Origin of the sequence: Streptomyces sp. NPDC048584 (assembly GCF_043199595.1) — a bacterium.
In the GTDB taxonomy this organism is placed as follows: Bacteria; Actinomycetota; Actinomycetes; order Streptomycetales; family Streptomycetaceae; genus Streptomyces; species Streptomyces edwardsiae.
The window spans coordinates 258,058-282,794 of record NZ_JBICWF010000002.1 but is presented as its reverse complement, the minus strand read 5'-3'; the positions used below and the strand labels follow the sequence as shown (position 1 = coordinate 282,794).

The 24,737-nt window shown below is 73.2% G+C and carries 22 protein-coding genes; 4 read left to right on the top strand and 18 right to left on the bottom strand.

The genetic code is table 11. The features are described 5' to 3' along the window. The first annotated feature begins 76 nt into the window (after positions 1-76). Entirely contained in the window at positions 77-1,003 is a 927-nt protein-coding gene (locus tag ACGFR9_RS05520) for a class I SAM-dependent methyltransferase (RefSeq protein WP_393203188.1), read from the top strand. A 3-nt stretch (positions 1,004-1,006) separates the two neighbouring features. Here ACGFR9_RS05520 and ACGFR9_RS05515 read toward each other — a convergent pair whose 3' ends face one another. Further along, positions 1,007-1,657, bottom strand: coding sequence for a TetR/AcrR family transcriptional regulator (locus ACGFR9_RS05515; protein WP_393203186.1), 651 nt, complete (start codon positions 1,655-1,657; stop codon positions 1,007-1,009). Between the two features lie 73 nt (positions 1,658-1,730). Here ACGFR9_RS05515 and ACGFR9_RS05510 point away from each other — a divergent pair, with 73 nt between their 5' ends. Continuing rightward, positions 1,731-3,134, top strand: coding sequence for an FAD-dependent oxidoreductase (locus ACGFR9_RS05510; RefSeq protein ID WP_393203184.1), 1,404 nt, complete (start codon positions 1,731-1,733; stop codon positions 3,132-3,134). A 31-nt stretch (positions 3,135-3,165) separates the two neighbouring features. Here ACGFR9_RS05510 and ACGFR9_RS05505 read toward each other — a convergent pair whose 3' ends face one another. Next, positions 3,166-3,741: a Uma2 family endonuclease gene (locus ACGFR9_RS05505; protein WP_393203182.1), complete on the bottom strand. Its 576-nt coding sequence runs from the start codon at positions 3,739-3,741 to the stop codon at positions 3,166-3,168. A gap of 92 nt (positions 3,742-3,833) precedes the next feature. Continuing rightward, positions 3,834-5,432 (bottom strand): methylmalonyl-CoA mutase, encoded by a 1,599-nt coding sequence (locus tag ACGFR9_RS05500; protein WP_030220775.1) that lies wholly within the window; start codon positions 5,430-5,432, stop codon positions 3,834-3,836. Between the two features lie 352 nt (positions 5,433-5,784). On the opposite strand from ACGFR9_RS05500, the gene ACGFR9_RS05495 reads away from it, so the two are divergent. Then, positions 5,785-6,600, top strand: a complete 816-nt coding sequence (locus ACGFR9_RS05495) for a L,D-transpeptidase family protein (RefSeq protein ID WP_393203993.1) — start codon at positions 5,785-5,787, stop codon at positions 6,598-6,600. Positions 6,601-6,800: 200 nt separating this feature from the next. Here the strand turns inward: ACGFR9_RS05495 and ACGFR9_RS05490 are convergent, their stop codons facing one another. The 15 genes from ACGFR9_RS05490 to ACGFR9_RS05420 form a co-directional block, all read right to left on the bottom strand. Further along, a complete protein-coding gene (locus ACGFR9_RS05490; protein WP_393203179.1) occupies positions 6,801-7,943 on the bottom strand; it encodes a hypothetical protein in 1,143 nt (380 codons plus the stop codon). Further along, positions 7,943-8,617 (bottom strand): RNA polymerase sigma factor, encoded by a 675-nt coding sequence (locus ACGFR9_RS05485; protein ID WP_393203177.1) that lies wholly within the window; start codon positions 8,615-8,617, stop codon positions 7,943-7,945. The genes ACGFR9_RS05490 and ACGFR9_RS05485 overlap by 1 nt, the downstream gene beginning before the upstream one ends. 377 nt (positions 8,618-8,994) lie before the next feature. Beyond that, positions 8,995-10,590 (bottom strand): NADase-type glycan-binding domain-containing protein, encoded by a 1,596-nt coding sequence (locus ACGFR9_RS05480; RefSeq protein ID WP_393203175.1) that lies wholly within the window; start codon positions 10,588-10,590, stop codon positions 8,995-8,997. A gap of 3 nt (positions 10,591-10,593) precedes the next feature. Further along, on the bottom strand, positions 10,594-11,151 hold the full coding sequence (locus ACGFR9_RS05475; protein ID WP_393203173.1) for a phage tail protein: 558 nt from the start codon (positions 11,149-11,151) through the stop codon (positions 10,594-10,596). Then, the gene (locus ACGFR9_RS05470; protein ID WP_393203171.1) at positions 11,148-13,109 is read right to left on the bottom strand and encodes a putative baseplate assembly protein; all 1,962 of its coding nucleotides are present in this window, start codon (positions 13,107-13,109) and stop codon (positions 11,148-11,150) included. Before ACGFR9_RS05470 ends, ACGFR9_RS05475 begins: the two co-directional genes overlap by 4 nt. Beyond that, complete coding sequence (locus ACGFR9_RS05465) at positions 13,109-13,531, bottom strand: GPW/gp25 family protein (RefSeq protein WP_030229539.1); 423 nt, start codon at positions 13,529-13,531, stop codon at positions 13,109-13,111. The genes ACGFR9_RS05470 and ACGFR9_RS05465 overlap by 1 nt, the downstream gene beginning before the upstream one ends. Further along, positions 13,528-13,848, bottom strand: a complete 321-nt coding sequence (locus ACGFR9_RS05460; RefSeq protein WP_393203169.1) for a PAAR domain-containing protein — start codon at positions 13,846-13,848, stop codon at positions 13,528-13,530. The genes ACGFR9_RS05465 and ACGFR9_RS05460 overlap by 4 nt, the downstream gene beginning before the upstream one ends. 43 nt (positions 13,849-13,891) lie before the next feature. Further along, a complete protein-coding gene (locus ACGFR9_RS05455; protein ID WP_393203167.1) occupies positions 13,892-15,721 on the bottom strand; it encodes a VgrG-related protein in 1,830 nt (609 codons plus the stop codon). Next, positions 15,718-16,440 (bottom strand): LysM peptidoglycan-binding domain-containing protein, encoded by a 723-nt coding sequence (locus ACGFR9_RS05450; protein ID WP_393203165.1) that lies wholly within the window; start codon positions 16,438-16,440, stop codon positions 15,718-15,720. The genes ACGFR9_RS05455 and ACGFR9_RS05450 overlap by 4 nt, the downstream gene beginning before the upstream one ends. Before the next feature lie 32 nt (positions 16,441-16,472). Next, complete coding sequence (locus ACGFR9_RS05445) at positions 16,473-16,898, bottom strand: phage tail protein (RefSeq protein ID WP_030229548.1); 426 nt, start codon at positions 16,896-16,898, stop codon at positions 16,473-16,475. Positions 16,899-16,927: 29 nt separating this feature from the next. Continuing rightward, on the bottom strand, positions 16,928-17,788 hold the full coding sequence (locus ACGFR9_RS05440) for a hypothetical protein (RefSeq protein WP_393203163.1): 861 nt from the start codon (positions 17,786-17,788) through the stop codon (positions 16,928-16,930). Between the two features lie 1,990 nt (positions 17,789-19,778). Beyond that, a complete protein-coding gene (locus ACGFR9_RS05435; RefSeq protein ID WP_199809079.1) occupies positions 19,779-19,937 on the bottom strand; it encodes a DUF6760 family protein in 159 nt (52 codons plus the stop codon). Continuing rightward, the gene (locus tag ACGFR9_RS05430; RefSeq protein ID WP_393203161.1) at positions 19,934-20,434 is read right to left on the bottom strand and encodes a hypothetical protein; all 501 of its coding nucleotides are present in this window, start codon (positions 20,432-20,434) and stop codon (positions 19,934-19,936) included. The genes ACGFR9_RS05435 and ACGFR9_RS05430 overlap by 4 nt, the downstream gene beginning before the upstream one ends. Beyond that, a complete protein-coding gene (locus ACGFR9_RS05425; RefSeq protein ID WP_030228789.1) occupies positions 20,431-20,871 on the bottom strand; it encodes a phage tail protein in 441 nt (146 codons plus the stop codon). The genes ACGFR9_RS05430 and ACGFR9_RS05425 overlap by 4 nt, the downstream gene beginning before the upstream one ends. Before the next feature lie 34 nt (positions 20,872-20,905). Further along, positions 20,906-22,462 carry a phage tail sheath family protein gene (locus ACGFR9_RS05420; protein WP_393203159.1) on the bottom strand — a complete coding sequence of 519 codons (1,557 nt, stop codon included), beginning with the start codon at positions 22,460-22,462 and terminating at the stop codon, positions 20,906-20,908. Positions 22,463-22,702: 240 nt separating this feature from the next. Between ACGFR9_RS05420 and ACGFR9_RS05415 the strand changes: the two genes are divergently transcribed. Beyond that, positions 22,703-24,727, top strand: coding sequence for a DUF4157 domain-containing protein (locus ACGFR9_RS05415; protein ID WP_393203157.1), 2,025 nt, complete (start codon positions 22,703-22,705; stop codon positions 24,725-24,727). The last annotated feature ends 10 nt before the right edge of the window (positions 24,728-24,737 follow it).

Below are 24,737 nucleotides of genomic sequence, written 5' to 3'. Positions count from 1 at the left end.
ACCGCACACCTAGCCTGTTCCACACCACGAACCGCACCACACTCACCCTGCTTCCGACGGATTGAGGCTCCGGTTCATGAACAGCCGTTCCCTGCTGACCAGTTCCGCTTCCCGGCGTCTGCTGCGCCCGGTCGCCGATCTCATCGACCAGCGCATCGACCGGCGGCTGCGGGCGGCGGCCGCCGCCGACGCGGCGGACAGAGAGGCGCTGCGGGACGCGGTGGAGACGGTGCGGCGCCGGCAGCTCACCCTCGATCTGCTGCTCGGCCCGTCGGGGCGCGGACTGTCCCGGATCGTGAGCCCCGGCCCGCTGGACCGGCTGCACTCCGAGGTGGCGGAGCTGGCCGGCGACCGGGACGCGGCCGTGCGCAACGTCGCCGCCGCGTACCGGCTGCTGGTCGCGCTGGAGTCGCTCGGGGCGGGGCGGATCGCGGGCGGCACCATGAACATCTGCGGCAAGCTCGGCACGATCCCGCTCCTCGGTCCGCCGAACGACGAGATCCTGGAGATCGGGACGCTGTACGGCATGTTCTCCGCCGGGCTGATCCGGATGCTGGAGCGCGACGGCCGGGAGCCGAGCGTGACGATCGTCGACCCGTTCGCCGGTGTACAGCTCCAGCCCGGCACCCCACGGCGTTCCGACCCCTCCGGCACCCCGGTCGACGAGGCCGCCGTACGCACCAATCTCGCCCTGGCCGGTCCGGCGGGTGTGGCGGCCCGGATCCGGAAGGGCTTCTCCGAGGACCCGGACACCCGTGCCGCCGTCTCGGACCGCCGTTACGGCGTGATCGTCGTCGACGGCGACCACTCGGCGGAGGGGGTCGCGAAGGACCTTCAGTGGGCGGAGGAGATCGCCGCGCCGGGCGGCATCGTCGTACTCGACGACTTCGGCGATCCCAAGTGGCCCGGCATCGAGGAGGCCCTGGGCAAGCACCTCACCGGCACCACCCGCTTCACCTACCTCGGCAAGGCCTCCCTCTCGGCGTTCCTGCGCGCCTCCTGAACCTCAGCGCTCCCCTTGGCGGGCCTCGATCCCTGTGACGATCAGGGCGAGACCCTCCTCGAAGTTGCGGTCGAAGTTCTCGAAGATCTCCGGGCCGGCCTGGGCCGTCAGGGGGTGATCGGCCATCATGCGGGCGCGTTCGTCCAGGTCGTAGCCCTCCCGGCGCTCCCCGGGCAGCGGGATGACGCCCTGTTCCTCGGTGACGAACCCGAGTGTGTACAGGTAGGTCGTGTTGAGCGCGCGAACGGCGCGGGCGAGGGTGAAACCGGCGGAGGTGAGCAGCCGCAGCATGCCCTCCATGTGCTCGGCGTGCTCGATGCCGGTGAAGCGTGAGCCGCTGAACACCTTCGCGCCGTCGCGGTAGGCGAGCAGCGCCGTACGCAGGCCGCGGTTGGCCTTCAGCAGCCGCTCCTGCCAGGTGTCGTCCGGGTCGGGTGCGCCCTCGGCGACCATCCGGCGGTACATCTCCGTCGCCATCTCGTCGAGCAGGGCCTGTTTGTCCTTGAAGTGCCAGTAGAGGGCGGGTGCCTTGACGTCCAGTTCCCTGGCGATGGCGCGCAGGCTCAGGCCGTCCAGGCCCACCTCGTTCAGCAGTTCCAGTGCCGTGTCGGCGACCCGTCGGCGGTCCAGGGGGGCGCGTCGTTCCGTGCTCACGCTTGACAATTTAACACCGTTAGGGACACGCTCTGGAGGACGCATCACTTAACGACGTTAAGGAGAGTGGATCATGAGTGACACCCATGTGCTGATCGTGGGCGCCGGACCGACCGGACTCGCCCTGGGCATCGACCTGGCCCGGCGCGGGGTCCCCGCGCTGGTGGTGGAGCGGGGGGAGTCGCTGTTCCCCGGTTCACGCGGCAAGGGGATGCAGCCGCGCACCATGGAGGTCTTCGACGACCTGGGCGTGCTGGACGCGATCCACGCGGCGGGCGGCGGCTACCCCGTCGGGATGATCTGGCGCGACGGCGAGCGGGTCGGCGAGCACCACATGTTCGAGCCGGCCGAGCCGACGGAGGACGCGCCGTACAACGCCCCCTGGATGGTCCCGCAGTGGCGCACCCAGCGGATCCTGCTGGAGCGGCTGGAGGAGCTCGGCGGCAAGGTCTCCTACGGCCGTGAGGTCACCGGTGTCACACAGGACCAGGACGGGGTCACCGCGCACTTCACGTCCGGCGGACCGGTGCGCGCCCGGTATCTGGTCGCGGCGGACGGCGGCCGTTCCGTGGTGCGCCGGGCGGTGGGCGTCGGGATGACCGGGGAGGACGTCGACCCGCTTCCCAGCCTGGTGGCGGACGTGCGGATCACCGGCCTGGACCGGGACAACTGGCACTTCTTCCCGCAGGGTGAGGGCACCGCGGACCTGCTGGCCGTCTGCCCGCTGGCCGGGACGGAGGACTTCCAGCTGGTGGCCCGGTTCGCGGAGGGCACGGAGGTGGACCTCTCCCTCGACGGCATACGGCAGGTCGTCGCCGCCCGCTCGCATCTCGCCGCCGAGGCCGTCACGGAGGTCCGCTGGGCCTCGGACTTCCGGCCGCGGGCCGCGCTCGCCGACCGGTTCCGGGTGGGCCGGGTCTTCCTCGCCGGCGACGCGGCGCACGTGCACTCCCCGGCCGGCGGGCAGGGCCTCAACACCAGCGTGCAGGACGCCTACAACCTGGGCTGGAAGCTGGGCGCGGTGCTGGGCGACGGGGCGGACGCCGCGCTGCTGGACTCGTACGAGGAGGAGCGGCGCCCGATCGCCGGGCAGATGCTGGGCCTGACCACGAGCGTCCACCGGGGCGAGACCCGGCGGGGCGACGCCACCCGGCAGCTGGGCATCGGCTATCCCGGGTCGGCGCTCACCACGGAGGCGCGGACGGCGCCCGGCCCGGTCCGCGCGGGTGACCGGGCCCCGGACGCCACGGTGGACGGCGTACGGCTCTTCGACGCGTTCCGGGGACCGCACTGGACCCTGCTGGCGCTGGGCGTCGCCGCCCCCGAGCCGCCCGCCGCCGTACGGCTGGTGCGGGGCCCGGCGCACGCGACGTACGGCACCGGGCTGTTCCTCATCCGGCCGGACGGTTACGTGGGCTGGGCGGGCGACACCCCGGCCGGTCTCACCGGGTACCTGGCACGCTTCAGCCGCGGCTGAGGACTACGTCACCCTTGCCGGGCCGGGTGTCTCAGCCGTCGAGAAGGGTATCCACCGGGATCTCGGCACTCACACCGACCGACCCCGGTACGACGACGTCCTGGCCCCGCTTGAAGTACTGGGGATCGGGGTACCTGCCGTCGGCCGGTTCGGTGTAGAGCACGACCTCGTCGTGTTTGCGGTCCACGATCAGGTAGACCGGGATACCGGCCTGGGCATAGCACTCGACCTTGGGTCCAAGGTCGTCGGACCAGTTCGACGACGTGACCTCGACGACCATGCGGAAGACGTTCGGCGCGTAGTAGTTCTTCGTGACATGGGCGTCCCGGAAGTCCACGTCGACGATGGACAGGTCGGGGATGGCGAAGTCCGAGGGCAAAGTGGGCAGCCACAGCCCGATGCCCTGGACGTACTCGCACCCGGCCTCGACGAGCCCTGCCCGGTCAAGGGCCCTGCCCAGCTTCGTCAGCGACAGAGCATGCGAGCCGTCCGGCAGCGGTGTCACAGTGAGCCTCCCCTGGAGAATCTCCACGCGGTGGCCCGGCAGTGCACGGGTGAGCTGGTCGGCAGCCTCGCCCAGGGTCAGCTCCTGCTGCAGTACGGCCATGGCGTCCTCCTTTTCGGGGCCCACTCTCCACGAGAGTAACCGGGGCCGGACGGCTTCCGCCCGTGATCACTCATACGGAGTATCCGACCAGGTCAGAACGCGTCGCTCGGCACGTAGGTGCCCCAGACCTCGCGCAGCGCGTTGCAGACCTCGCCGACCGTGGCGCGGGCCTTCAGCGCGTCCTTCATCGGGTAGAGGACGTTGTCCTCGCCGGTCGCCGCCTTCTTCAGGGCGGTGAGGGCCGCGTCGACCGCCTGCCGGTCGCGCTCCGCGCGGAGTTTCGCCAGGCGCTCGGCCTGCTGGGCCTCGATGGCCGGGTCGACACGCAGGGGCTCGTACGGCTCCTCCGCGTCGAGCTGGAAGCGGTTGACGCCGACCACGACGCGTTCGCCCGAGTCGGTCTCCTGGGCGATGCGGTAGGCGGAGTGCTCGATCTCGTTCTTCTGGAAGCCGTGCTCGATGGCGTTGACCGCGCCGCCGAGGTCCTCGACCTTCCGCATCAGGCCGAGGGCCGCCGCCTCCACGTCGTCGGTCATCCTCTCGACCACGTAGGAGCCCGCGAATGGGTCGACCGTCGCCGTCACGTCCGTCTCGTACGCGAGGACCTGCTGGGTGCGCAGGGCGAGCCGGGCGGACTTGTCGGTGGGGAGCGCGATCGCCTCGTCGAAGGAGTTGGTGTGCAGCGACTGGGTGCCGCCGAGCACCGCGCCCAGGCCCTGGACGGCGACGCGGACCAGGTTCACCTCGGGCTGCTGGGCCGTCAGCTGCACCCCGGCCGTCTGCGTGTGGAAGCGCAGCATCAGCGACTTGGGGTTCTTCGCGCCGAACTCCTCCCTCATCACCCGCGCCCAGATCCTGCGGGCCGCGCGGAACTTGGCGACCTCCTCCAGGATCGTCGTACGCGCGACGAAGAAGAACGACAGCCGCGGGGCGAAGTCGTCGACGTCCATGCCGGCCGCGACCGCCGTACGGACGTACTCGATGCCGTCCGCGAGGGTGAACGCGATCTCCTGCGCGGGCGACGCGCCCGCCTCCGCCATGTGGTAGCCGGAGATCGAGATCGTGTTCCACTTCGGGATCTCGGCCCGGCAGTACTTGAAGATGTCCGCGATCAGCCGCAGGGACGGCTTCGGCGGGAAGATGTACGTGCCCCGCGCGATGTACTCCTTCAGCACGTCGTTCTGGATCGTGCCGGTGAGCCTGTCCGCCGGCACGCCCTGCTCCTCGGCGACCAGTTGGTACAGGAGCAGCAGGACCGCGGCGGGCGCGTTGATCGTCATCGACGTGGACACCTTGTCCAGCGGGATCCCGCCGAACAGCACCCGCATGTCGTCGACCGAGTCGATGGCGACACCCACCTTGCCGACCTCGCCGTGCGCGATCGGGGCGTCGGAGTCGTGGCCCATCTGGGTGGGCAGGTCGAAGGCGACCGACAGACCCATCGTGCCGTTGGCGATCAGCTGCTGGTAGCGGGCGTTGGACTCCGTCGCCGTGCCGAAACCGGCGTACTGGCGCATCGTCCAGGGCCGGCCGGTGTACATCGACGGGTACACGCCCCGGGTGAAGGGGTACGCCCCCGGCTCCCCCAGCCTCTCGGCCGGGTCCCAGCCCTCGAGGGCCTCCGGGCCGTAGACCGGTTCGATGGGCAGTCCACTCTCGGTGGACCGGGCACTGCCCGACTCGCGCGCCATGGTGTGATGCCTCCCGCTGAGCGGCGTTGCTCGACTTGCTCGCCCTGTACCCGTCAGTACGGCCGACCCTTCGACGGACTGTAGCGGTGCGTGTGCGGCCCGGTGGAGGGGCGCAGGCTGGGACCTTCCTCACAGCCTCGGTGGGACCCCGCTCACAGCCCCGCCTCGGCGGACGTCGTCCTCGTCGTCTTCCGGTCACTCACCACCATGCCCCCTTGTTCGCCGGCGGTCACGTCCGGGGAACATCTCAGGTGACGGCCGGCGGGGCCCGGCCGATGAGACGACGGGGGCCGGTGTGCGTAGTACGGGCGTGGGGCGGAAGGGAATCGCGGGTCTCGCGGCGCTGGCCGCCATGACGGCGGGTACGGCCGGCTGCACGGTGCAGCCGGCGGGAGCCGACGGGAAGGGCGGGTCGCCGGTACGGATCGAGGTGCCGAGCCGGACGCCGTCCGCGCCGGCACCAAAGTCCACGGCGTCGAAGGCGCCGGCTCCGGCCGGCCCCGAGAAGTCCTCTCCTCCTCCCGGCGCCCCGGCGCCGCGTGTGCTGTGGTCGCCCGGGGACTCCGGGCGGGACATACGCGAACTCCAGGCCCGGCTGCGGCAGGTCGCCTGGATCTTCGAGGGGCCGACGGGAACGTACGACGACGCTACGACGAAGGCGGTCCGGGGCTTCCAGGGCAAGCGCGGGCTGCCGGGGACCGGGGTGACGGACTCCGTCACCTGGCAGCGGCTGCTCGGCATGACGCGTGAACCGGGCAAGTGGGAGCTGTATCTGATGGGCGGACAGCCGGCCGACGCGCCCGACCCGCGCTGCCGGAACGGCCGTGTGCTGTGCATCAGCAAGTCGAGCCGCACCCTGCGCTGGATGATCGACGGGCGGACGGTGGACACGATGCCGGTCCGCTTCGGCTCCGAATACACACCGACCCGTGAGGGTGTGTTCCAGGTCTACTGGAAGTCCCGCCACCATGTGTCCACGCTCTACGACTCGCCGATGCCGTACGCCATGTTCTTCAGCGGCGGCCAGGCCGTGCACTTCTCGGCCGACTTCGCCGCGCGGGGCTACGGCGGTGCCTCGCACGGCTGCGTCAACGTACGGGACGAGGGTGCGATCGCCCGGCTGTACGGGCAGGTGCGCAACGGCGACAAGGTCGTCGTGCACTGGTGAGAGAGGGCGCGGGCGGGACCGGGGGAACGTGTCCCGCCCGCGCCGAGGTGCACGAGCCGTGGGTACGGGGGGAACCCCGGCTCAGTGCGACAGCCGATGACCAGTCGGCTCACTCAGTACTGCGCCACACGCGCCGAAAGTGTCACACCCGGCGGGGAGGAAACTTCAGCCGTCGACAAAGACGCAGGTCAGAGGCAGCTTCATTGGTTGTTGTCATTGCCGTTGCCATTGTCGCCACCGTTGCCGTTGCCGTTGTCGCCCTGGCCGCCCTGGTCGTCGTCCTCGTCCTCGCTGTCGTCGTAGTCGCTCTTCTTCGGGCTGTTCCCGCCGTTGCCCTGGTCGGAGCCGTTGGACTGGCCCTGGCCCTTCTGCCCCTTGTTCTTGCCGTTGCCGTTGCCGTTGCCGTTGCCCTGGCCGTTGGCGTTGCCGCCGCCGTTGCCGTTGCCGTTGCCGTTGCCCGGGTGGGTGCCCTCCTCGGCGCCGGAGGCATCGGATGTGCCGGAGGTTCCCGACGTGCCCGAACCGCCGGAGGGGTCCGTCGTGGACAGCACGCCCTCGCAGTACGTGCCGACGTGGGAGGAGCCGCCCGCCGCGTTCTCGAGGAGGTGCCGGCGCTCGCCGTTCAGCCTCTCGCCGTCGCGCCAGGCGCGGCAGGACGCGGCGAGCTGCTTCCAGCCGCGCCCGGAGCGGGCCGCGTTCTCCCCCGTGTCCCGGTCGTTCTCGCCCGGCGCACCCGATCCGTCGGCGTCCGTCCCGCTCTCGGCCGTACCGGCGGCGCCGTCCGGATGCTCCCCCTCGGGGGTCGGACCGCCCGGCGCGCCGCCCTTCGGCGGAGACGAGATCGGGGGCTGCTCGCGGTGCGTACCGGAGGCGGAGGCGGCCGGGTCGGTCCCTGAGCCGCCGGACGGCCCGGACAGGACTCCGGTACCGGCCAGGACGGCCGCGCCGCCGACCATACCGACGACGAGCGCGGCGGCCAGTCCGAGGCGCAGGGGGCGGGGCCGGCGGGGTCCGTCCGGGGTTCCGGAACGATCTCCGCGCGGGATGTCGAGACGGAAGAGGCCGACGTCGGAGGGTCGTGTTCCGGCCGGCCCGGCCGTGTCGGGGGCCGTCTCCTCCCGTCCCTCCTCTTCCTCCCGGACCTTGCGAAAGGTGGCCAGGGCGGCCGCCTCTCCGGGGAGTTCCTCGCCGTCCGCCGGGGGTGGGGCGGAGAGCGCGCGCAGTGTTCCGGCGAGCCGTCGGGCCTGGTCACGGGCGGCGGGGTCGACGGCTTCGGGGGGCTCTCCGCTCAGTAAGCGCTCCGCTGTCGCGCGGTCCAGCCACCTGTACTGGTCGTCGGCCATCACATGTCCTTCTGCGTCCGCGCTCGCATCTGCGTCACACTCGCGGACGTCACCGTACGACGGCGGGGTGCTCGCTGGGGAGGAAGGGCGCCGAGCCCGCCGCCGGATTCCGGATGGCCCTCCGGAACGCCGCCGAGCAACTCCCCCAGCCGCTTCAGACCCCGGTGCGCGGCCGTCCGTACGGCACCCGGACGCTTGCCCAGCGTCTCGGCGGCGGACTTGGCGTCGAGGCCCACCACCACCCGCAGGACGACGGCCTCGGCCTGGTCCTGCGGCAGCCGGGAGATGAGGTCGAACGCGCCGTCGGTGGCCAGCGCCTCGATGGCCTCCCCCGCGGTGTCGGACTCGGCGGCCCGACCGGTCAGCTCGGTCTCGTCGCCGCCGATCGCGGGGCGGCGCCCGCGCATCCTGATGTGGTCCAGCGCCCGGTTGCGGGCGATCCGGGCCGCCCAGCCGCGGAACCGGTCCGCGTCCCCGGTGAAACGGTCCAGGTCACGGGCGATCTGCAGCCACGCCTCGGACGTCACGTCCTCGGCGTCGGGCTCCCCCACCAGTGTCCGCACATATCCCAGCAGCCGCGGATGCACCGCGCGGTACACAGTCCGGAAAGCGGTCTCGTCCCCGTCCTGGGCCGCACGCACCGCGGCGGTCAGCTCCACGTCGTCCCCCAGCACACGCGCGCGCCCTTCTGCGCCTGAACCGGCGCCGCTCTCGCGGACCGGGTTGCTCGCCGTCGTGGTTGCTCAATCGGTGGTTGCGGTTTCCGGCCTTGGGCGGTTCGTGGTCAAGTGTCCGCCCGGACCTGGCGCGAAAGGCACGTTACGGCCTGAATCCTCTCCCCGTCCACGTTCGTCCAAGATGCAATTAACCCGTGACACATGAGGTGTGACAGAAACCGCACTCATGGCGCTGTAGGGAGTACGGGCCGCCGCGCGGCCCGTGCCGCGCGACGGCCGGGGCCTCTCCTGTGGGGGGTGGCGGCCCCGGCCGTTGCTTCGCGGTCCTGTCGCCGCGATGAGGGCGTACGAGCGGGCTTCCGTACGCCGTGCCGTCAGCTCCGCTGGAAGAACTCCACCTCCGCCAGGGCCAGATGACCTCCCTTTGTGAGGCCCGCGGGTGAACTCAGCACCAGCCGTACCGACTTCACGTCGCTCATCCCGGTGGGGATCGTCTGAGGACCGGCCTTGTCGCTGAGGGTGATCTCCTTGCGGTGCTTGGTGCCGTCCTCGGCGGTCACCTCCAGGTCCATCTGGAGGGCGCGGCCCTGACGGGCGTACGCCTCCGGGGATGTGGACGCGCCGTTGGTGATGATCAGGTCGACGAGACGGAACGGCTTGCGGAAGGTGTAGGTCACGGAGGCGCCGGGTCCGGGCGCGCCCCAGTAGCGGTCGCTGAGTCCGTCCGTGGTGTCCGTGGCCGGATGGCCGCGCACGGCCGCGCTCGCCTCCACACCGGCCGGGGTGATGGGGGTGGCCTTGCCGAGTTTGTCGCGGGTGTCCTCGATCAGGGCCCGTCCGGCGGGCAGCAACAGGAAACCCGCCGCGCACAGGGCCAGCACCACGGCCAGGATCACGGCGAACCGGAACCCCGATCCCGACCCGGTCCGCCTGCGCCGCCGAAGCGGCCACATCGTCCGCCACCACGGGAGGGGGGCGGGCTTCTCGGCGGGGCTGAGTTCGGCGGCACAGCGCCGGCAGAAGCGGCGCTCGGGACGGTTGACCGTCCCGCAGACCGGACACGTCCGGCCCACCACGTCGCCCTCCTCGACGACCGTGGGCCGGATCACGGGGCGGGGGGCCACCGGTTTCGCGGGGAGGACGGGGCCGACGGGGCCGGACGCGGGGGCGGGGGGTGGCGCGGCCGGGGAGGGCGGAACGGCGGGAGCGCGGGGGGCTACGGGCGGGGGCGCCGGTGGGACGGGCGCGGGGGCGGGGGTGGCGCCGTGGCCTTGGGACGTGCGGGGACCGGGCCCGTCGTCGGCGTCGGCATCGGCGTCGGCATCGGCATCGGCGTCGGCGTCGGCGTCGGCGTCGGCGTCGGCGTCGGCGTCGGCGTCGGTGTGGGCGTCGGTGTGGGCGGCATCCGCGGCCGGGTCGTCCGGGGTCGTCGCGTCGGGGACGCCCGCCTCGTCGGACCCGCCGCCCGTGAGCCGGGAACGCAGCGACGCGCCGAGGGCACGCGCGGCCGACAGGGGCCCGCCCTCCGTGAGGTCCGCCCCGGACACCTCCGGGGTGACGTCCGGGAGGGCCGGGGGCGCCGGGACGGCCGGGAGCTCCATGGGCGCGGGGAGTGCGGGAGGCGCGGGGACGGCCGCCGAGGGGGTGTCGGGGATCTGCCCCGCCCCGGGTTCCGCGGCAGCCGGACGGGCGGTCTGTCGCCCCGGACCGGCCGACGGGACCGACCGCGCCGAGGCCGCCGGACCCGCCGCCGCCGAGGCATCGGCGGGTGCCGGGTCCGCCCCGGGCTCCACGGCGGCCGGGCGGCCCGGAACGGCGGAGGGCGCCGTACCCGCCGGAGGGTCCTCCGGAGCCGTCGTCGCGCGGCTCGGCGGGGGTGGGGTGTCCGACCAGCCCAGGTACGTACCGCAGTTGCCGCAGAAGTCGTCCGTGGGGTCGTTGGACGCTCCGCAGGCGGGACATGCGCGCATGCGTCAGGTTCCTTCCTCGGGGGGCGGGGCGGCCAGGACCTCCACCCGGAACGCCGTGTGGACCGGGCTCATGGCCCGCACGATCTCGTGGACCCTGTCCACATCCACCGCGCCGGCCGCCCGGACCCGTACCAGCACCTCGGCGGGCGGCTCGGGCGGCAGGCCGGAGGCCGCGGTGGACGACCACACCGCGCCCCCGTCGCCGGTCACCTCGGCGTCCACGCCGAGCGCCAGCCGCAGCGCCTCGACCAGTCCGCGCCGGGTGCCGCGCCACCGGTGCAGCTCCACCGCGCGGGCGACGGCCTCGCGGCGCCGTTCCTCGGGCCACTGCGGATCGTCGGCGGCGCCCACCCAGGACGCCAGCCACACCAGGAAGTCGACCGGCGCCACCCGGGGGTCGAGGTAGGCGGGCAGGTTGTCGAGGGTGGAGAACACCGGGGCGAGGACCGTGTCGAGCCCCGCCGTGAACCGTTGCGCGAAGTCGTCGTCGGCGTACAGCGCGGGCAGCTGACCGCCGATGGGGTACTGGCTCGGCAGGCCGGGTATCGCGGCGCGGCTCATCCCCGGCCCTCCGCCCCGACCGCCGTGACGACCACCTGGTGCTGGTACGAGAAGACGAGCGCGCCCGCCGCCAGGTCGATGCGGTCCGTCGGGGCGCCGCGCCGGCCGGTGACGGGGTCGGCGGGGAACAGCCGGACCTCTTCGACCAGTGCGTTGCCGGTGGCGCGTTGCAGCACCCCGAAGATCTCGCCGTACTGGACGGGCCGCCCGAAGGGCCAGCCGGTGCCGTCCGGGCCGCCGGCCAGCGGGTTGAGGTGGGCGTAGAGCGCGTCGAGGGCGGCGGCGCGGACCCGGTCGGTGTCGCCGGGGGCCGTCGAGAGCCGGGCCACGACGGTGACGCCCTGGTAGACCGGCGGCTCGACGACGAGGCGGGTGCCGATGAGCCGTCGTTCGTCGAGGCTCGCGGTGATCGCCGCGAGCACCTGGTCGGAGGGGATCAGCTGCTCGAAGCGCAGCCGGTCGTCGCCCTCGTCGGCCACCGCGTCCGGCACCACCAGGACCCGTACCGCGCCGGGCGCGTCGGCGGCCGGCAGGCAGCGCACCCGGCGGACGGAGGGTGCCGCCTGGCGGCTGATGATCTCGTAGTCCTCCGCCGTCACCGCGCGGTCCTGCATACGGAGCGCCTCGGGGGCGCGCCGCCGGGCGTTGTCGACGGTCTCGCCGGCCACCCCGCCGCGTGCCGCCTCCCGGTTGGTGACCTGGGCGATGTACGGCACGGAGCTGAGCAGGACGGAGATCGCGCCGCGTGCCACGTTGCCGGCGGGCCCGCCGCCGGTGCGGTAGCGGGCCACCCGTATGCGCGCGCCCTTGGGCGGTACGGCGCCGCACTGGCGCAGGGTGCCGTCGGGTTCGCGCAGGGCCGGCGGGAAGAGGAACTCGCCGGTGGTGGCGTCCACCCGGACGTGCCGGTCGGCGGGCCCGGAGCGGCCGAAGTGCTCGACCACGTCCCAGTGCTGCCATCCGTCGTCGGTGGAGACCTCGACCACGGGCGGCCCGGCGTCGAGGAGGACCGGCGGGCGGGCGAGCCGGAACGACTGTCCGGCGACGCCCTCGGAGGTGCCGAGCGGTACGTCGGTGACGGTCTCGGCGTGTTCGACGGCCATGGTGCCGCCGACGGTGAACACCGACGCCTCGCGCACGGTCGGGGACTCCGAGTAGAACGGCTGGTCCGGCTCCGCCTCGGTGACCCGGCAGCGCAGCCAGCCGGCGCGGGTGCCGCCGATGACCGACGCGGTGTGCCCGGCGGGCACGTGGACGATGATCTCGCCGGGCCGGTTGAGGCCGCCGGTGGTGTCGGGGCCGGTCTCGCAGGGCCGCCATCCGCCGCCGTCCCAGGCCTCCCACACCAGCGGGGGCTGGCGCGGGTCGACGCCGATGCCCTCGACGCGGCTGTCCAGGCGGACGGCGACGATGCAGCGCGGCACCGCCGTGGGCAGGCCGAACAGCAGCGCGTCGCCGGGCTCCGGCCGGGTCTGGAAGCAGGGGATGTCGAGGCCGTCGGCGAGCATGCCGGTGCGGTCGCTCTGCTCGCCGGTCTTCGGCGCGGTGACCAGGCGGGTCAGTTCGCTGGGCAGGATGCGCAGTTCACCGGTGGTGGTGAAGACGACGGGTTCGTCGGACTCGCCGCCCGCCGTGGTCACCTCGGTGCCCGGGGGCAGGGCGACCGTGTCGGGCTGCGGTGCCGAGAGCCAGAAGTCGACGTCGGCGGCGGCCGCCGTGGGCGGGAACAGGCGGATGCCCAACAGGTCGAGGAACGCGGTGTAGTTCTTGTCCGGGACCCGGTTGAGCCGGTACAGCAGCTGGTCGACGAGGTAGGCGAACGTCTCGATCAGGGTGACGCCCGGGTCGGAGACGTTGTGGTCGGTCCACTCGGGGGCGCGCCGGCGGACGTACCGCTTGGCCTCGTCGACGAGTTGCTGGAACCGCCGGTCGTCCAGGTTCGGGGAGGGCAGGGCCATCAGTCCGCGCCCGCTTCCTCGGCCCCCTCCTCGGAGGGGATCGTGTAGAAGGGAAAGACCAGGTTGCGCCGGTCGTTGGTGGATCGCAGGGTGTAGTGCACGTCGATGTAGAGGGTGCCGTCCTCGACCGCGTCGAAGGCGACGACGACGTCGTCCACGGCGATCCTCGGCTCCCACCGTTCCAGGGCCTCGCGCACCTGCTGCGCGATGCGTCCGGCGGTGGCGCCGTCGCCGGGGGCGAAGACATAGTCGTGGATGCCGCAGCCGAACTCGGGGCGCATGGGGCGTTCGCCGGGCGCGGTGCCGAGGACCAGCCGGATGGCCTCCTCGATCTCCCGTTCCCGTTCGACCAGGGCGATGCCGCCGGTGGGTCCGACCCGCAGGGGGAAGCCCCAGCCTCGGCCGATGAACCGCTCGCTCACACGACACCGCCGATCACGACGTTCAGGGCGCCGGGCAGCACGGTCGCGCCGCACGCGGTCCGGTCGCGGGCCCGAGCGGCCGGCAGCCCGCCGACGAGGACCTGTCCCGAGGTGAGCCCGGCCGGGTTGGGCAGGATCACGTTGGCGGGACCCATGAGCACGTGCGGGGGCACCACGCAGACATGCAGGCTGCCCACGACGGCGGCGGGCCTGCCGCCGATCAGGACGGTCGCCACCGACCGCGCGGCGGCGGGCGGCGGGGTGGTGATCCGGCCGCCGTGGTCGGTGGGGTCACCGGTACGGGCTGCGGCTGGCATGCGGCTCTCCTCGGAGGATGTCGGACAGGGGCGGCGGGCGGGGTCAGTTGATGCGGATGAGCTTGGCCTTGAGGACGCCGAGGAGACCGCCGTCGACGGTGACCCCGGTACTGCCGGTGACGTTCACGTTGCGGCCGCCGATCTTGACGTCGACCCGGCCCTGGATGTCCACGTTGCGGCCCGACACGCTCACGTCGCCGCGTCCCGCGTCCAGGGTGATGCCCTTCCTGTCGAGCACGACGGAGCTGAGCGGCTGCCGGGCCGTGCCCTTGCCGGAGTACACGGTCAGCTCGATCCGGTCCCGGCGGTCGTCGAGGAACACCTCCATGTGCTCGTCGGCGGTCAGCAGCCGTACCCCGGAGCGGCCGGGCGCCCGCGCGTCCAGCAGTTCCACGCGGTGGCCCGAACGCGACACGACGGAGCGGCGGTTGACCTTGCCGGTGGTCTTGTCGATCAGCGGGACGTCGTGCGGCGAGGGCTTGTCCACGCCGTTGTAGAGCCCGCCGATGACGTACGGGCTGTCCAGCAGGCCCTGTTCGAAGCCGACCAGCACCTCGTCGTTGACCTCGGGGCTCACCACTCCCCCGCCGCCCTTGCCGCCCCATTGCACGGTGCGCACCCAGTCGGTGACGTAGGTGTCGTCCAGCCAGGGGAATTTGAGCTTCACCGCGCCGCTCTCGGCCCCGCCCGGCTCGCGCACGTCGGTGACCACCCCGATCGCCAGACCGGGGATGCGCGGACCCCGGGAGGGGGCGTTGGCGCCGGTGACCAGGCCGGTCAGGGAGCGGTCCGGGCTGGCGCTCACCCACACCGTCGTACGGTAGCCGCCGTGCGGTTCGAGGACGTGCTGCACGGCCGTCGCCGTGTACTTGCCGGTGAAGGCCTGCCCGACGTTGCCGAGCGCCACCGGCCGGCCCGCCCGCAGCTTCGGATTGCCCTCGGCCAGCACCTCCAGCTCGCCGAACCCGGCACTCACCTGGTCCGCGACCGCGTCGGCGACCGCCTTCGTCTCGGCCTGGGTGCGGTACGGGGTGTCGGTGACGGTCAGCTTCGCCTTCCCGAACCGGGCGGCGAGCGCCGGGCTCAGCCCCGGCACCACCGCGTCGCTGTCCACCGACGGCCGGGCGGCCACCAGGGGCCGCTTCGTGGTGACGTCCCAGCCGCGCACCTCCACCTGCTGCGCCCCGTCCGCCGCCGACAGGGAGGCCCGCAGCGCCAGCAGATTCCGCCCGTACTCCAGCACCATCGGATGGCGGGTGGCCGACGTGGACGGCGCGGGCGCGCCGGACGCCTTCTCCGGCCGGGTGAACTGCAGCAGCCCCTGGTCGTCGACGCGCACCTGCGCGCCGCTCTCGGCGGCCAGGAACTGCAGGAAGTCCCAGTCGGACACGTTCGCCTGCGACAGCTGCTTGTAGGTGACCGGCGCCGCCTGCACGGTACCGACGGCCAGCCCCGCCCCGGCCGCCACCTTGCGGACGATGGCCGCCGCCGTCATGTTCCGGTACGCCACCACCTTCCGGCCGCGCTGGAGCCGGTGCGCCCGGGAGTAGGCGCGCACCACCGTGAACGAGCCGGTACGGTCCCGGTCCAGCTCCAGGGCCGTCACCTCGCCGCTGAACAGCCGCTCGCGCGCCTGCCCGGACACGGTGACCACCGACACCTTCAGCGGGGTGCCGATGGTGATGCCGGTCTTCTGCAGGAACTCGTGGTCGGGGTCGCGGAAGGTCAGCACCGCGGCGTCCGGCAGGCCCACGTTCTCGTCCACCACACAACTGACGAGCTGGGCGGCCCAGATGGGCGGAAGTTCGGCGGGGGTCTCGACGATGGGGTCGGCCGCGAAGGACCGGCCGCCCCGTTCCACGGCTGTGCTCACTGTTCCTCCTCGCCGTCCGCGTCCCGCAGTCCCGGCACCACCAGTTCGGTGCCGGGTACGAGAGCCATCGGGTCGTCGATCCGGTTCGCCTCCGCGATGACCCGCCAGGCGGTCGCGTCGCCGTACTCCCGCCAGGCCAGCAGGGCGAGGCTGTCGCCCGCCACGACGGTGTGCGTGCTGCGGGCCGTGCGGGCGCCGGAGGTCGGGTTCTGGCCCGGCGGGTCGACGCTCGCCTCCTCGATCGACAGCTGGCAGGTGGCCCTCAGCGGCTTCCCGTCCACGTCGAACAGCGTGTACGACACCGACAGACTGGAGAGCACCCCGTCGAACGAGGTCGTGCGGGCGGTCCCCCACTCGAACCGCACCCACGGGCTGGCCGGCTTCTTGCGGCCGAGGCTCGCCGGGGTCGGCACACACGCCTTCATCAGCTTCTCCACCGCCTGCTCCACGGAGTCGTCGTGCTTGGCGGTGGCGTCCAGGAACACTTCCAGGGACAGCGTCCGCGGGCCGCTGCCGACGAACTCGGGCAGCGCCGACTGCCCCGCCATCCGGGACGGGGTGCGCCGCCACTCGGTGGTCTTCTGCAACTGCAGGGTGCTCGGGTTGAACTGCAGGTTCAGCCGCGCGAGCGTCCCGCCCGGCTTCGCGCCGACGGAGGCCGGGGGCTCCTTCAGCGTCAGCTGGGCCCTGGCCCGACTGGAACGGGACATCGTGGACATGCCGGGACTTCCTTTCGGGCGGGGTGCGGCGGTCAGGAGGGGCGCAGGCCCTCGTGGGCGATCTCGAGGGTCTCGATGGCGGCCTGCGAGCTGCTCGGGTCGAAGGACGGGCCCTGCCAGCGCACCGGCACGATCCCGAACACCTGCCAGCTGATGATCCGGCTGAGGTCCGGCTTCAGCGCGACGATCTCGCCGTCCTTGGGCTCCACCCGCCGCAGCGTCTCGTCCAGCCAGCGGCCGATCTTCGCCGTGTCGGCGGTGACCGGCCGGGTGAGCGTGATGTTCGACCAGGTCACCCGGCCGGGCAGCTGCCAGGAGAAGCCGTTGTTGCCGCCCTCGGCATAGCTCTCGATCTCCACCTCGGCGCCCATGCCGGAGCAGGTGTTGAAGGCGCCCAGGTCGTTGCCGCCGATCGTGAGCCGGAAGAACACGCTGCTCGCGAAGATGTTGTCCGTCATCCGTCCGTCATCCGTTCCGTGCCGTGCCCTCAGCGGCGTCCGTCGTAGGGGCGGCCCGTACGTTCCCGGCCGCGCCGCAGCTCGGTGCGCAGGAGGCGGGCCAGGGGGTCGAGCAGGCGGCGCGCGAGGTCGTCGAGGTCGGCGCCGGGGGTCTGCGGGTTGTCCGCCGCGCGGGTGGCCTGCTTGCCGGGCTTCTCCGGTACGGCCAGGTCACCGGCGGGCGAGGGGGAAGGGGAACGGGCGGGTCCCGGGCGGGACTTGGGCGGTACGGCCAGGTCGCCGGCGGGGTGCGGCGCGGCGCGCTGGACGGGGGGTGCGGCCGGGCGGCCGGTCACCGTCCTCGGGCGGACCACGGGGGATGGTTCCGGTGCGGCCGGGGCGTGGGCGAGGGGGGCGGTCCGGAGGGTGGTCACGGGGAGGGGGCGGCCGGGGGTGGCCGTCGTGGCGGGGGCCGGCCGGGGTGGGGCGGGGGCGACGACGGGGGTGCGTGCGGCGGGGCTCGGGTGGTGCGGTGTCGCGGAGCGCTGGAGGGGTGGGGGCGCGGGGGTGCGGGTGGGGATGCGGGCGGGGGTGCGGGTGGGTGGGACGGAGGCGGCGAGGGCCGTGGTCCAGCGTGCGGCCACGACGGGGCGGCCGTGGCCGGTACGGGACGTGGCGGGAGGTGTCGCGCCCGCGGGGGCGCGGGTGTTGAGGGTGAGGGGGCGGGCCGGGAGCAACGTGAGGGTGCGGGGGGCCGTGCCCGGGGCGGGCCTGGTGGTCACGCCCACGGCGGGGCCTACGGCGCGGGCGACGACGACGGGGGTGAGCCCTGCCGCCGGTCCGGCGGGCGCGGGCGTTCGTACGACGGGGTCGGCCGGGCCCTTCGGTGCCGGAGTCGGGGTCGGCCTCACCCATGCCGGTCCGTCGGCATGCCGATCGGGGGGAGTCGGTGACGGGGTGACCGGTGCGGCCGGGTCCTCCGCGAGGCCGCGCTGGACTGCGGATGTTCCCAGCAGGGGGGTGGAGGTCGTGCGGGGGGTTCGGTCGGCGCTGGGGGGTAGCGCGGGCAGGGGGGCGCCGAGGCCGCCTCGGGTGCGGGGGCGGGTGGGGCGGGGGGTGGAACTTGGGTTCGCCGCAGGGGTGTTGGAGAGGGTCGTGTCCTCGGTCTGGCGTTGGACCATGGGAAGAGCGGGTCGCCCCTCGGCGGGAGGGACGGGCGTCCGCTGTCCCGACGGTGTTGCCGTGGGCGGCAGTTCGGTCAGCGGGGCTCCCAGCGGTGGGCGGGTGCCGGTGTGCTGGACGGTGTTCTGTGGCGTGAGGGGTGCGGCTGAGGGCGGGGGCTCCACTCGCCGGCGTTCGCCGGGTGCCGCTGCGCCCACCCTCCCCCGCTCTCGGCTTCGCTCGAGCGGGGGGACCCCCATCGCCCCAGCGGCACGACTGCCCGCAGTTGCGGCATTGTCCGCAGGTGCGTAGGGCTCGGAGTGGCCCCGCGCCGGGGTGATGGCCGCGACGCGGCGGGCGGGTCCCGACATGCGGCGGGCGACCGTCAATCGGGGTCCCACCGGCCGTGATGGGGTGGCCGGGCGAGACGGCTCGGCGCCGGACACTTGGGATTTCCCCGGTCGATCACCACTCCGTTCGCGCCCCGCCTCCGTGGCGGCGCGCTGCGCGGACGGCGCACGCGAGGAGGCGGGCGTACCGGGGATCACGGAGACGCGTCGTACGAGCGGGATCGGTGAAGTGGTCGGCGGGCGGGCGGGATCGGAAGGTTCCACCACCGGAGTGCCGGTGCCGCTGTCCGGTGTCACGGCTCGCTGCACAGCGGGAGGTGTCGCGGAGAGCACGGCAGGGGACGTCGTGGACGTGAGACCACGGGACGCCGGGGCGCCGCTGTCCGGAGTGCCGTGGGAGCCGTCCGTGGAACGGGCCACCACGGGCGCACCGGAATTCGAGGACGCCCGGCCTGACGTCTCCCCACCGCTAACCCGAGGTCCGGAAGGTGCCGAGCCGGGTGCCTCCGAGCGCGAGGAGGCCGGACCGGTCACCCCTGCGCCGGAATCCCCGGAACCCGACGACACCGAGCCGGACCGCCCCGCACCCGACGGCACCGAACCCGGCCGCCCCGCACCGGAGAACCCGGAACCCGACGACACCGGGCCGGACCGTCCCGCACCGGACGACCCGGGACCCGACGACACCGAACCCGGCCGCCCCGCACCCGACGAGCCGGGATTCGAAAGGCTGGACCGCGACGGCACCGGACCGGACGATCCCGGTGACCCGGAGCCCGTGGACGCCGGTCCGGAGTGTGCCGGACCCGAAGGCCCGGAGCCCGTGGACCCGGGCCGCGAGGTTCCGGGGGTCGAGGGCGCCGCGCCCGAAGCCCCCGTACCGGACGAGCGCACCCGTCGGGCGACCGGAGTCGCCGGGGCCGTGCTGTCCGGGCGGGGTGCCGTGTCCGGTCGTACCGGATGCGGTCGTGCCGCGCCCGGCGCCTCACGCTCCGCGCCGTCCCCCTCCCGCCACACCGCGCGGAGCAGCAGTGGCCCCCCGCCGGCGCTGGTGGCCAGCGGGGTGGCGGGGCGGGTGATCCCCCGGACCATTCCGGTCGGGGCGTCGGGGAGCACCGCGTGGCCGAGGCCCGTGTCGAAGACCGGGTTCTGCCAGGCGGCGAGGCCCGCGCGGAAGGTGAGTCCGTCGCTCACGCCCAGCGGGGCGCGCGAGACGGTGAGCGGGGGCGCGGTGGTGCGGCGCCAGCCGCCGTCCCAGTCGGCGGGCACGACGGCGGCCGGGACGTCGTTCACGTCCCGGTCCACGCCCGCCGGGCCGAAATCGCCGGACCTGCCGGCCGCCGGCCGCTCCGCGGCCCGGCGGCGCAGCCTGTCCCGCCATGCCATGTACTCAACCGCCTTCGTTCATCCGCGTGTTGATCCGGGCGATCTCGGCCACCCACTGCTGCCGTTCGCCGTGGGTGAGGTCGAGGATCTCCTCGCGCCCCCAGTGGAAGTGGTAGGCGACGTACGCGATCTCCTCCCGCAGCCGGGGAAGCGCGTACGTCACGATTCCCCCAGGCGCCCACCCGAGAGGTCGACCTCGAAGGCGCCCTCGCAGTGCGGGCAGGTCACCGCCGCGCGGGTGTGGCCCTCGCTGTTGACACGGCGGTAGAAGTCCTGGAGGAAGGCGACGTCGGTGGCGTACATCCGCTCCACGACCCCGGCGTGCACATCGGTGATGCCGCCGAGCCGGGTGATCACCTGGCTCAGCAGCACCACGCTCAGATACGCCGGGTTCTCCTTGACCCGCAGATCGATCTGGGGCCGCAGTTCGTCGCGGGCGGTGGCCAGGCGCATCGTGCCGTGCCGGTGCACCGTGCCGTCGTCGTCCACATAGCCGCGCGGCAGTTCGAACTCGAACTCGGTGCGCAGCCCGTGTTCCTCCCGGCGCGGCGGGGTGGCCGCGGCCGGGGTGTCCGCCGCCGTCTGCTCCGACGCCGGGGCGGGCGCCGTCGCCTGGAGGAGTTCCTCCAGGTTGCCCGCCGTCACCGTACGACGCCTCATTCGACGACGATCTCCTCGAACACGATCGTGACGGACTCGGTGGCCGGGGAGGACTCGCCCGCCTTCAGCGACGGGCCCTCCCACTTGGAGGCCCAGCCCTGCAGCAGCTGGATACGGCGGACCGTGTTGCCCTCGGTGTCCTTGATCTCGATCGTGAGGTTCTGGCGTGCGGAGTTCACGGCCCCGTTGTTCAGGGTCTCCTTGATCCACTTGGTGAACTCGCTGCTCTGGTCGAGTCCCCGGGTGATCGTGATCTCGCCGGCCTGCCGGGCTCCCGGCTGCTTGCGGATGATCTGCTTGCCCTCGGAGGTCACCTGCTTGACCTCGACGACATCCTCCTCGACGGTGAACCCGCTGATCTCCTGGATCGACTCGACCAGGTATCCGCCGAGCTGCACGCCGAAGACGTGGGTGGAAAGAGCGTCGCCCGTTGCCATGACTGTCTGTCACCTTCCCTTGCGGACCCGCGGGTCACTCGTCGATGAGGCTGGTGGTGTCGGAGAACTGGGCCAGCCGGAACACCACGAACTCCGCGGGCTTGACCGGCGCGACGCCGATCTCGCAGACGACCCGGCCCTGGTCGATGGACTCCTGCGGGTTGTTGTCGCGGTCGCACTTCACGTAGAACGCCTCGTCGGCGGTGCGGCCGAACAGGGCGCCCCGGCGCCATTCCTCCTGGAGGAACGCGGTGACGTTGCGGCGGATGCTCGACCACAGGCGGTCGTCGTTCGGCTCGAACACCACCCACTGGGTGCCGAGCAGGATGGACTCCTCCAGGTAGTTGAACAGGCGGCGCACGTTGAGGTAGCGCCAGGCCGGGTCGGAGGAGAGGGTGCGGGCGCCCCAGATGCGGATGCCGCGGCCGGGGAAGGCGCGGACGCAGTTCACGCCGATGGGGTTGAGGAGGTCCTGCTCGCCCTTGCTGAGCCGCAGTTCCAGGTCGACCGCGCCGCGGATGACCTCGTTGGCGGGGGCCTTGTGCACACCGCGTTCGGCGTCGCTGCGGGCCCACACACCGGCGACGTGGCCGCTCGGCGGGACGGTGGTGTTACGGCCGAGGGCCGGGTCGAAGACCCGCACCCACGGGTAGTACAGGGTGGCGTAGCGGGAGTCGTAGCCGGCCTCGTCGTTGCGCCAGGTGCGCACCTGCTGGGCGGACAGGCCGGGCGGGGAGTCGAGCACGGCCACCCGGTCGCCCATCTGCTCGCAGTGCGAGATGACGGCGAGCTGCACGGTGCGTACGCCCTCGGCGTCGATGTCACCGCGCTGGTAGGCGCCCATGAGGTCCGGCACCGCGACCATGGTGATCTCGTCGATGGTCTCGAGCCCGCCGAACCCGGTGCGGGCGCCGGCGTCGCCGACGTACTCGGAGGGATCGAGGCGGGCCGCGGTCGCGGCCGGGGCGGCCGGGGCGTCGGGGACCGCCACCGTGCCCGCGGCGGGCTTGGCGGTGCCGGCGCCGCGCTGCTCGGTGACCTCGATCAGTTCGGAGGCGCGGGCCTGGGTGACCAGGTAGCCCTTGACGTTCTTGCGGGTGGAGGCCTCGTACGTCTCCACGACCTGCTCGCCGCGCCGGACGAGGACCTTGAAGCGGTCCTCGGGCGGGTTCTCGCCGTCCGCGTCGGCGACCTCCACCGACACCCCGGTGACACCGGGCTTGGCCGCGATCAGGAAGCCGCCGAGTTCCACGGGCTGTACGGCCCTGTCGCCCCCGCGCTGCCTGCCGTTGCCGCTGCCGGCCGCCGGGGCGGAGGTGTCCTCGGCGGACCCGCCGATGCGCACCACGTACGCGGCGCCGCCGCCGTTGGAGAAGTAGCCGTAGACCGCGTGGGCCAGGTAGGTGCCCTCGGTGAAGCCACCGAACAGCTGGGAGTACTGGTCCCAGCTGGTGACCAGCGTCGGCGCGTGGAACGGGCCCTTCTCGGCGAAGCCGACGAACGCGGCGACGGCCGTGCCGACCCCTTCGATCGGCCGGGCACCGGACTGCACCTCCTCCACGTACACGCCCGGGGTGAGGTACGTCGGCATGCTCGCTCCTTAACGTCCTTGCGGTCACCTGTGTCCAGGCCGAGTCTGCGCGGCGCCCCCGAGGGGGCGGGAGGGACGCGCGACCCTGAACAGGGGCAAGACCGCTGCCTTTCCGGGCGGCCGGACAGCCCCGCCGTCGCCCGGTGCTGCCCGCGCGCTGCCCGCGCGGCTCTGGACGCGGCGGCCGTCCGCGCGGTCTGCTGGAGCAGCCGCGGAGGTGTACGGACGAGGAGGCACGTGGTGCAGACGCCCAAGCCGCGTACCGTGCGGGCCGGAACCCGGCAGAAGGGGCGCGAGGACCGGTCCCCCGCCCTGCGGGAGGCCTCCGGGAGCGCCGCCGTGCCGCCGCCGCTCACCGCCGGCGCGCTGCGCGCCGCCCAGCGCGAGGCGGGCAACGCGGCCGTGACCCGTATGATCGCCCGCCGGGTCCGTCCCGCGGCCGCCCCCGAGCAGGGGGAGACCGGGGTGGACGAGGTCCTGAAGTCGGGCGGCACCCCGCTCGCCGGAGCGGTACGCCAGGAGATGGAGGCCCGCTTCCGGGCCGACTTCTCCGCCGTACGGCTGCACACCGGCCCCGTTGCCGCCCGCTCGGCCAGCGCCATCGGCGCCCGTGCCTACACCTCCGGCAGCCATGTCGTCCTCGGCGACGGCGGCGGCGACAAACACACCCTGGCCCATGAACTCACCCATGTCGTGCAGCAACGGCAGGGTCCGGTCGCGGGCACGGACCACGGCGACGGCCTGCGCATCAGCGACCCCGCCGACCGCTTCGAACGGGAGGCGGAGGCGAACGCGCACCGCGTGATGGCGGGCCCCGCGCCCGTGCAGCGGGCCGAGGCCGACACGGCGGCGCCCGCGGCCCGCGGCGCGGCGGTGATCCAGCGCAAGGGCACGGAGGAACTCTCGGGCCGGTTGCCGGCCGCCGGGGCCGGCGGCACGTCGCTGTCGTCCTTCCTCAAGGCCTTCTCGCGCGCCCCCGCCCAGGAGTCCCGGGAGCTGGCGGACATCCGCCAGGCCATCGCGGAGTACGACCGTGATCCCAAGCGGGACCCCATGTACTGCGCGCAGCAGGTGGTCGGCCTGCTGCTGGCGGTCAGCGGCGCCGAGGAGAACCTGGAAGGCAGGCCCGAACGGGAGACCGCGTCCGCCAGGACCTTCCTGACCGCGGCCCGCACGGCCCTGAAGGCCGAGAACGACCGGGTCACCGAACAGATCGGCCGGGACGCCGACTTCCCCGCGGAGGCCCGCGCCCCCTTCGAGGCGATGACCGCGAACGGCATGCTCTGGAACGAGGAGGCCTGGGCCGACAGCGCCGTGGCGTTCGCCATGAGCGGGCCGAGCTACTTCCGCGAGCTGTCCGAGCTGAACCGGGCCGGTATGGCCAACGAGATCACGACCCGTGGGCGCCAGGACTGGGTGGCCGGTGTCGAACGGGCGCTGGGTGCCGCGCTGCGGCAGAGCGTGCTGGTCCACTACACCAAGGACGAGGAGCGCGCGGAGCAGCTGAAGCAGGCGGGCCACATCAAGTCGAAGACGGAGCTGCTGAAGGCGGACCCGGAGGCGCCCAACAACTCCGAGGGCTACGACACCCACGTACTCGCGAACGAGGGCTTCGTCTTCTTCTTCCTGGAGGCGCCCGGCAGCGAGTTCCGCGACACCCGGTTCGGAAAGGTCCGCTTCGAGATCCCGCTCGTGGACTCGCCCCTGGAGTCCCAGGGCTGGCTGATGCTCAGCGACTTCGCCCAGCGGGAGTATCCGACGATCAACGCCAGGCCCGCCGAGCCCGCGGTCACCAAGAGCGAGCTGGCCACCCGCCCGGAGAAGATGCCCGCCGACTTCGCGCTCCCGGTACGGAGCTTCGACCTCGGAGCCGCCAAGGGGGCGATGGACTACGACAAGTTCGGGGAGCGGCGCAGCCTGGAACAGGACCCGATCCGGGCGAGCCAGATCCTCTTCTCCATGGCCCAGGCCGCCGCGGACGAGCACAGCACGATGACCTACGGCTCCGGCGAGCAGAAGAAGGAGTACAAGGAGCGGCTCCGCTCCAACACGCTCAGGGGCAGGGACATCATTCCCGGCCTGGTGGACCGCGCGGTGCTGGAGATCATGCGCGTGGAGGACGTCAACCCCGCGCTGGCGGAGCGGCTGAAGAACATGTCCGGCCAGGAACTGATGAGGTTCCTCCTCAAGGACCTGCTGCGTCCGCAGGCCATGCTGCCGGGCACCGTGGATCTCTCCAACGCCACGATGCGGGTCAGGTCCTGACCCCGGACCG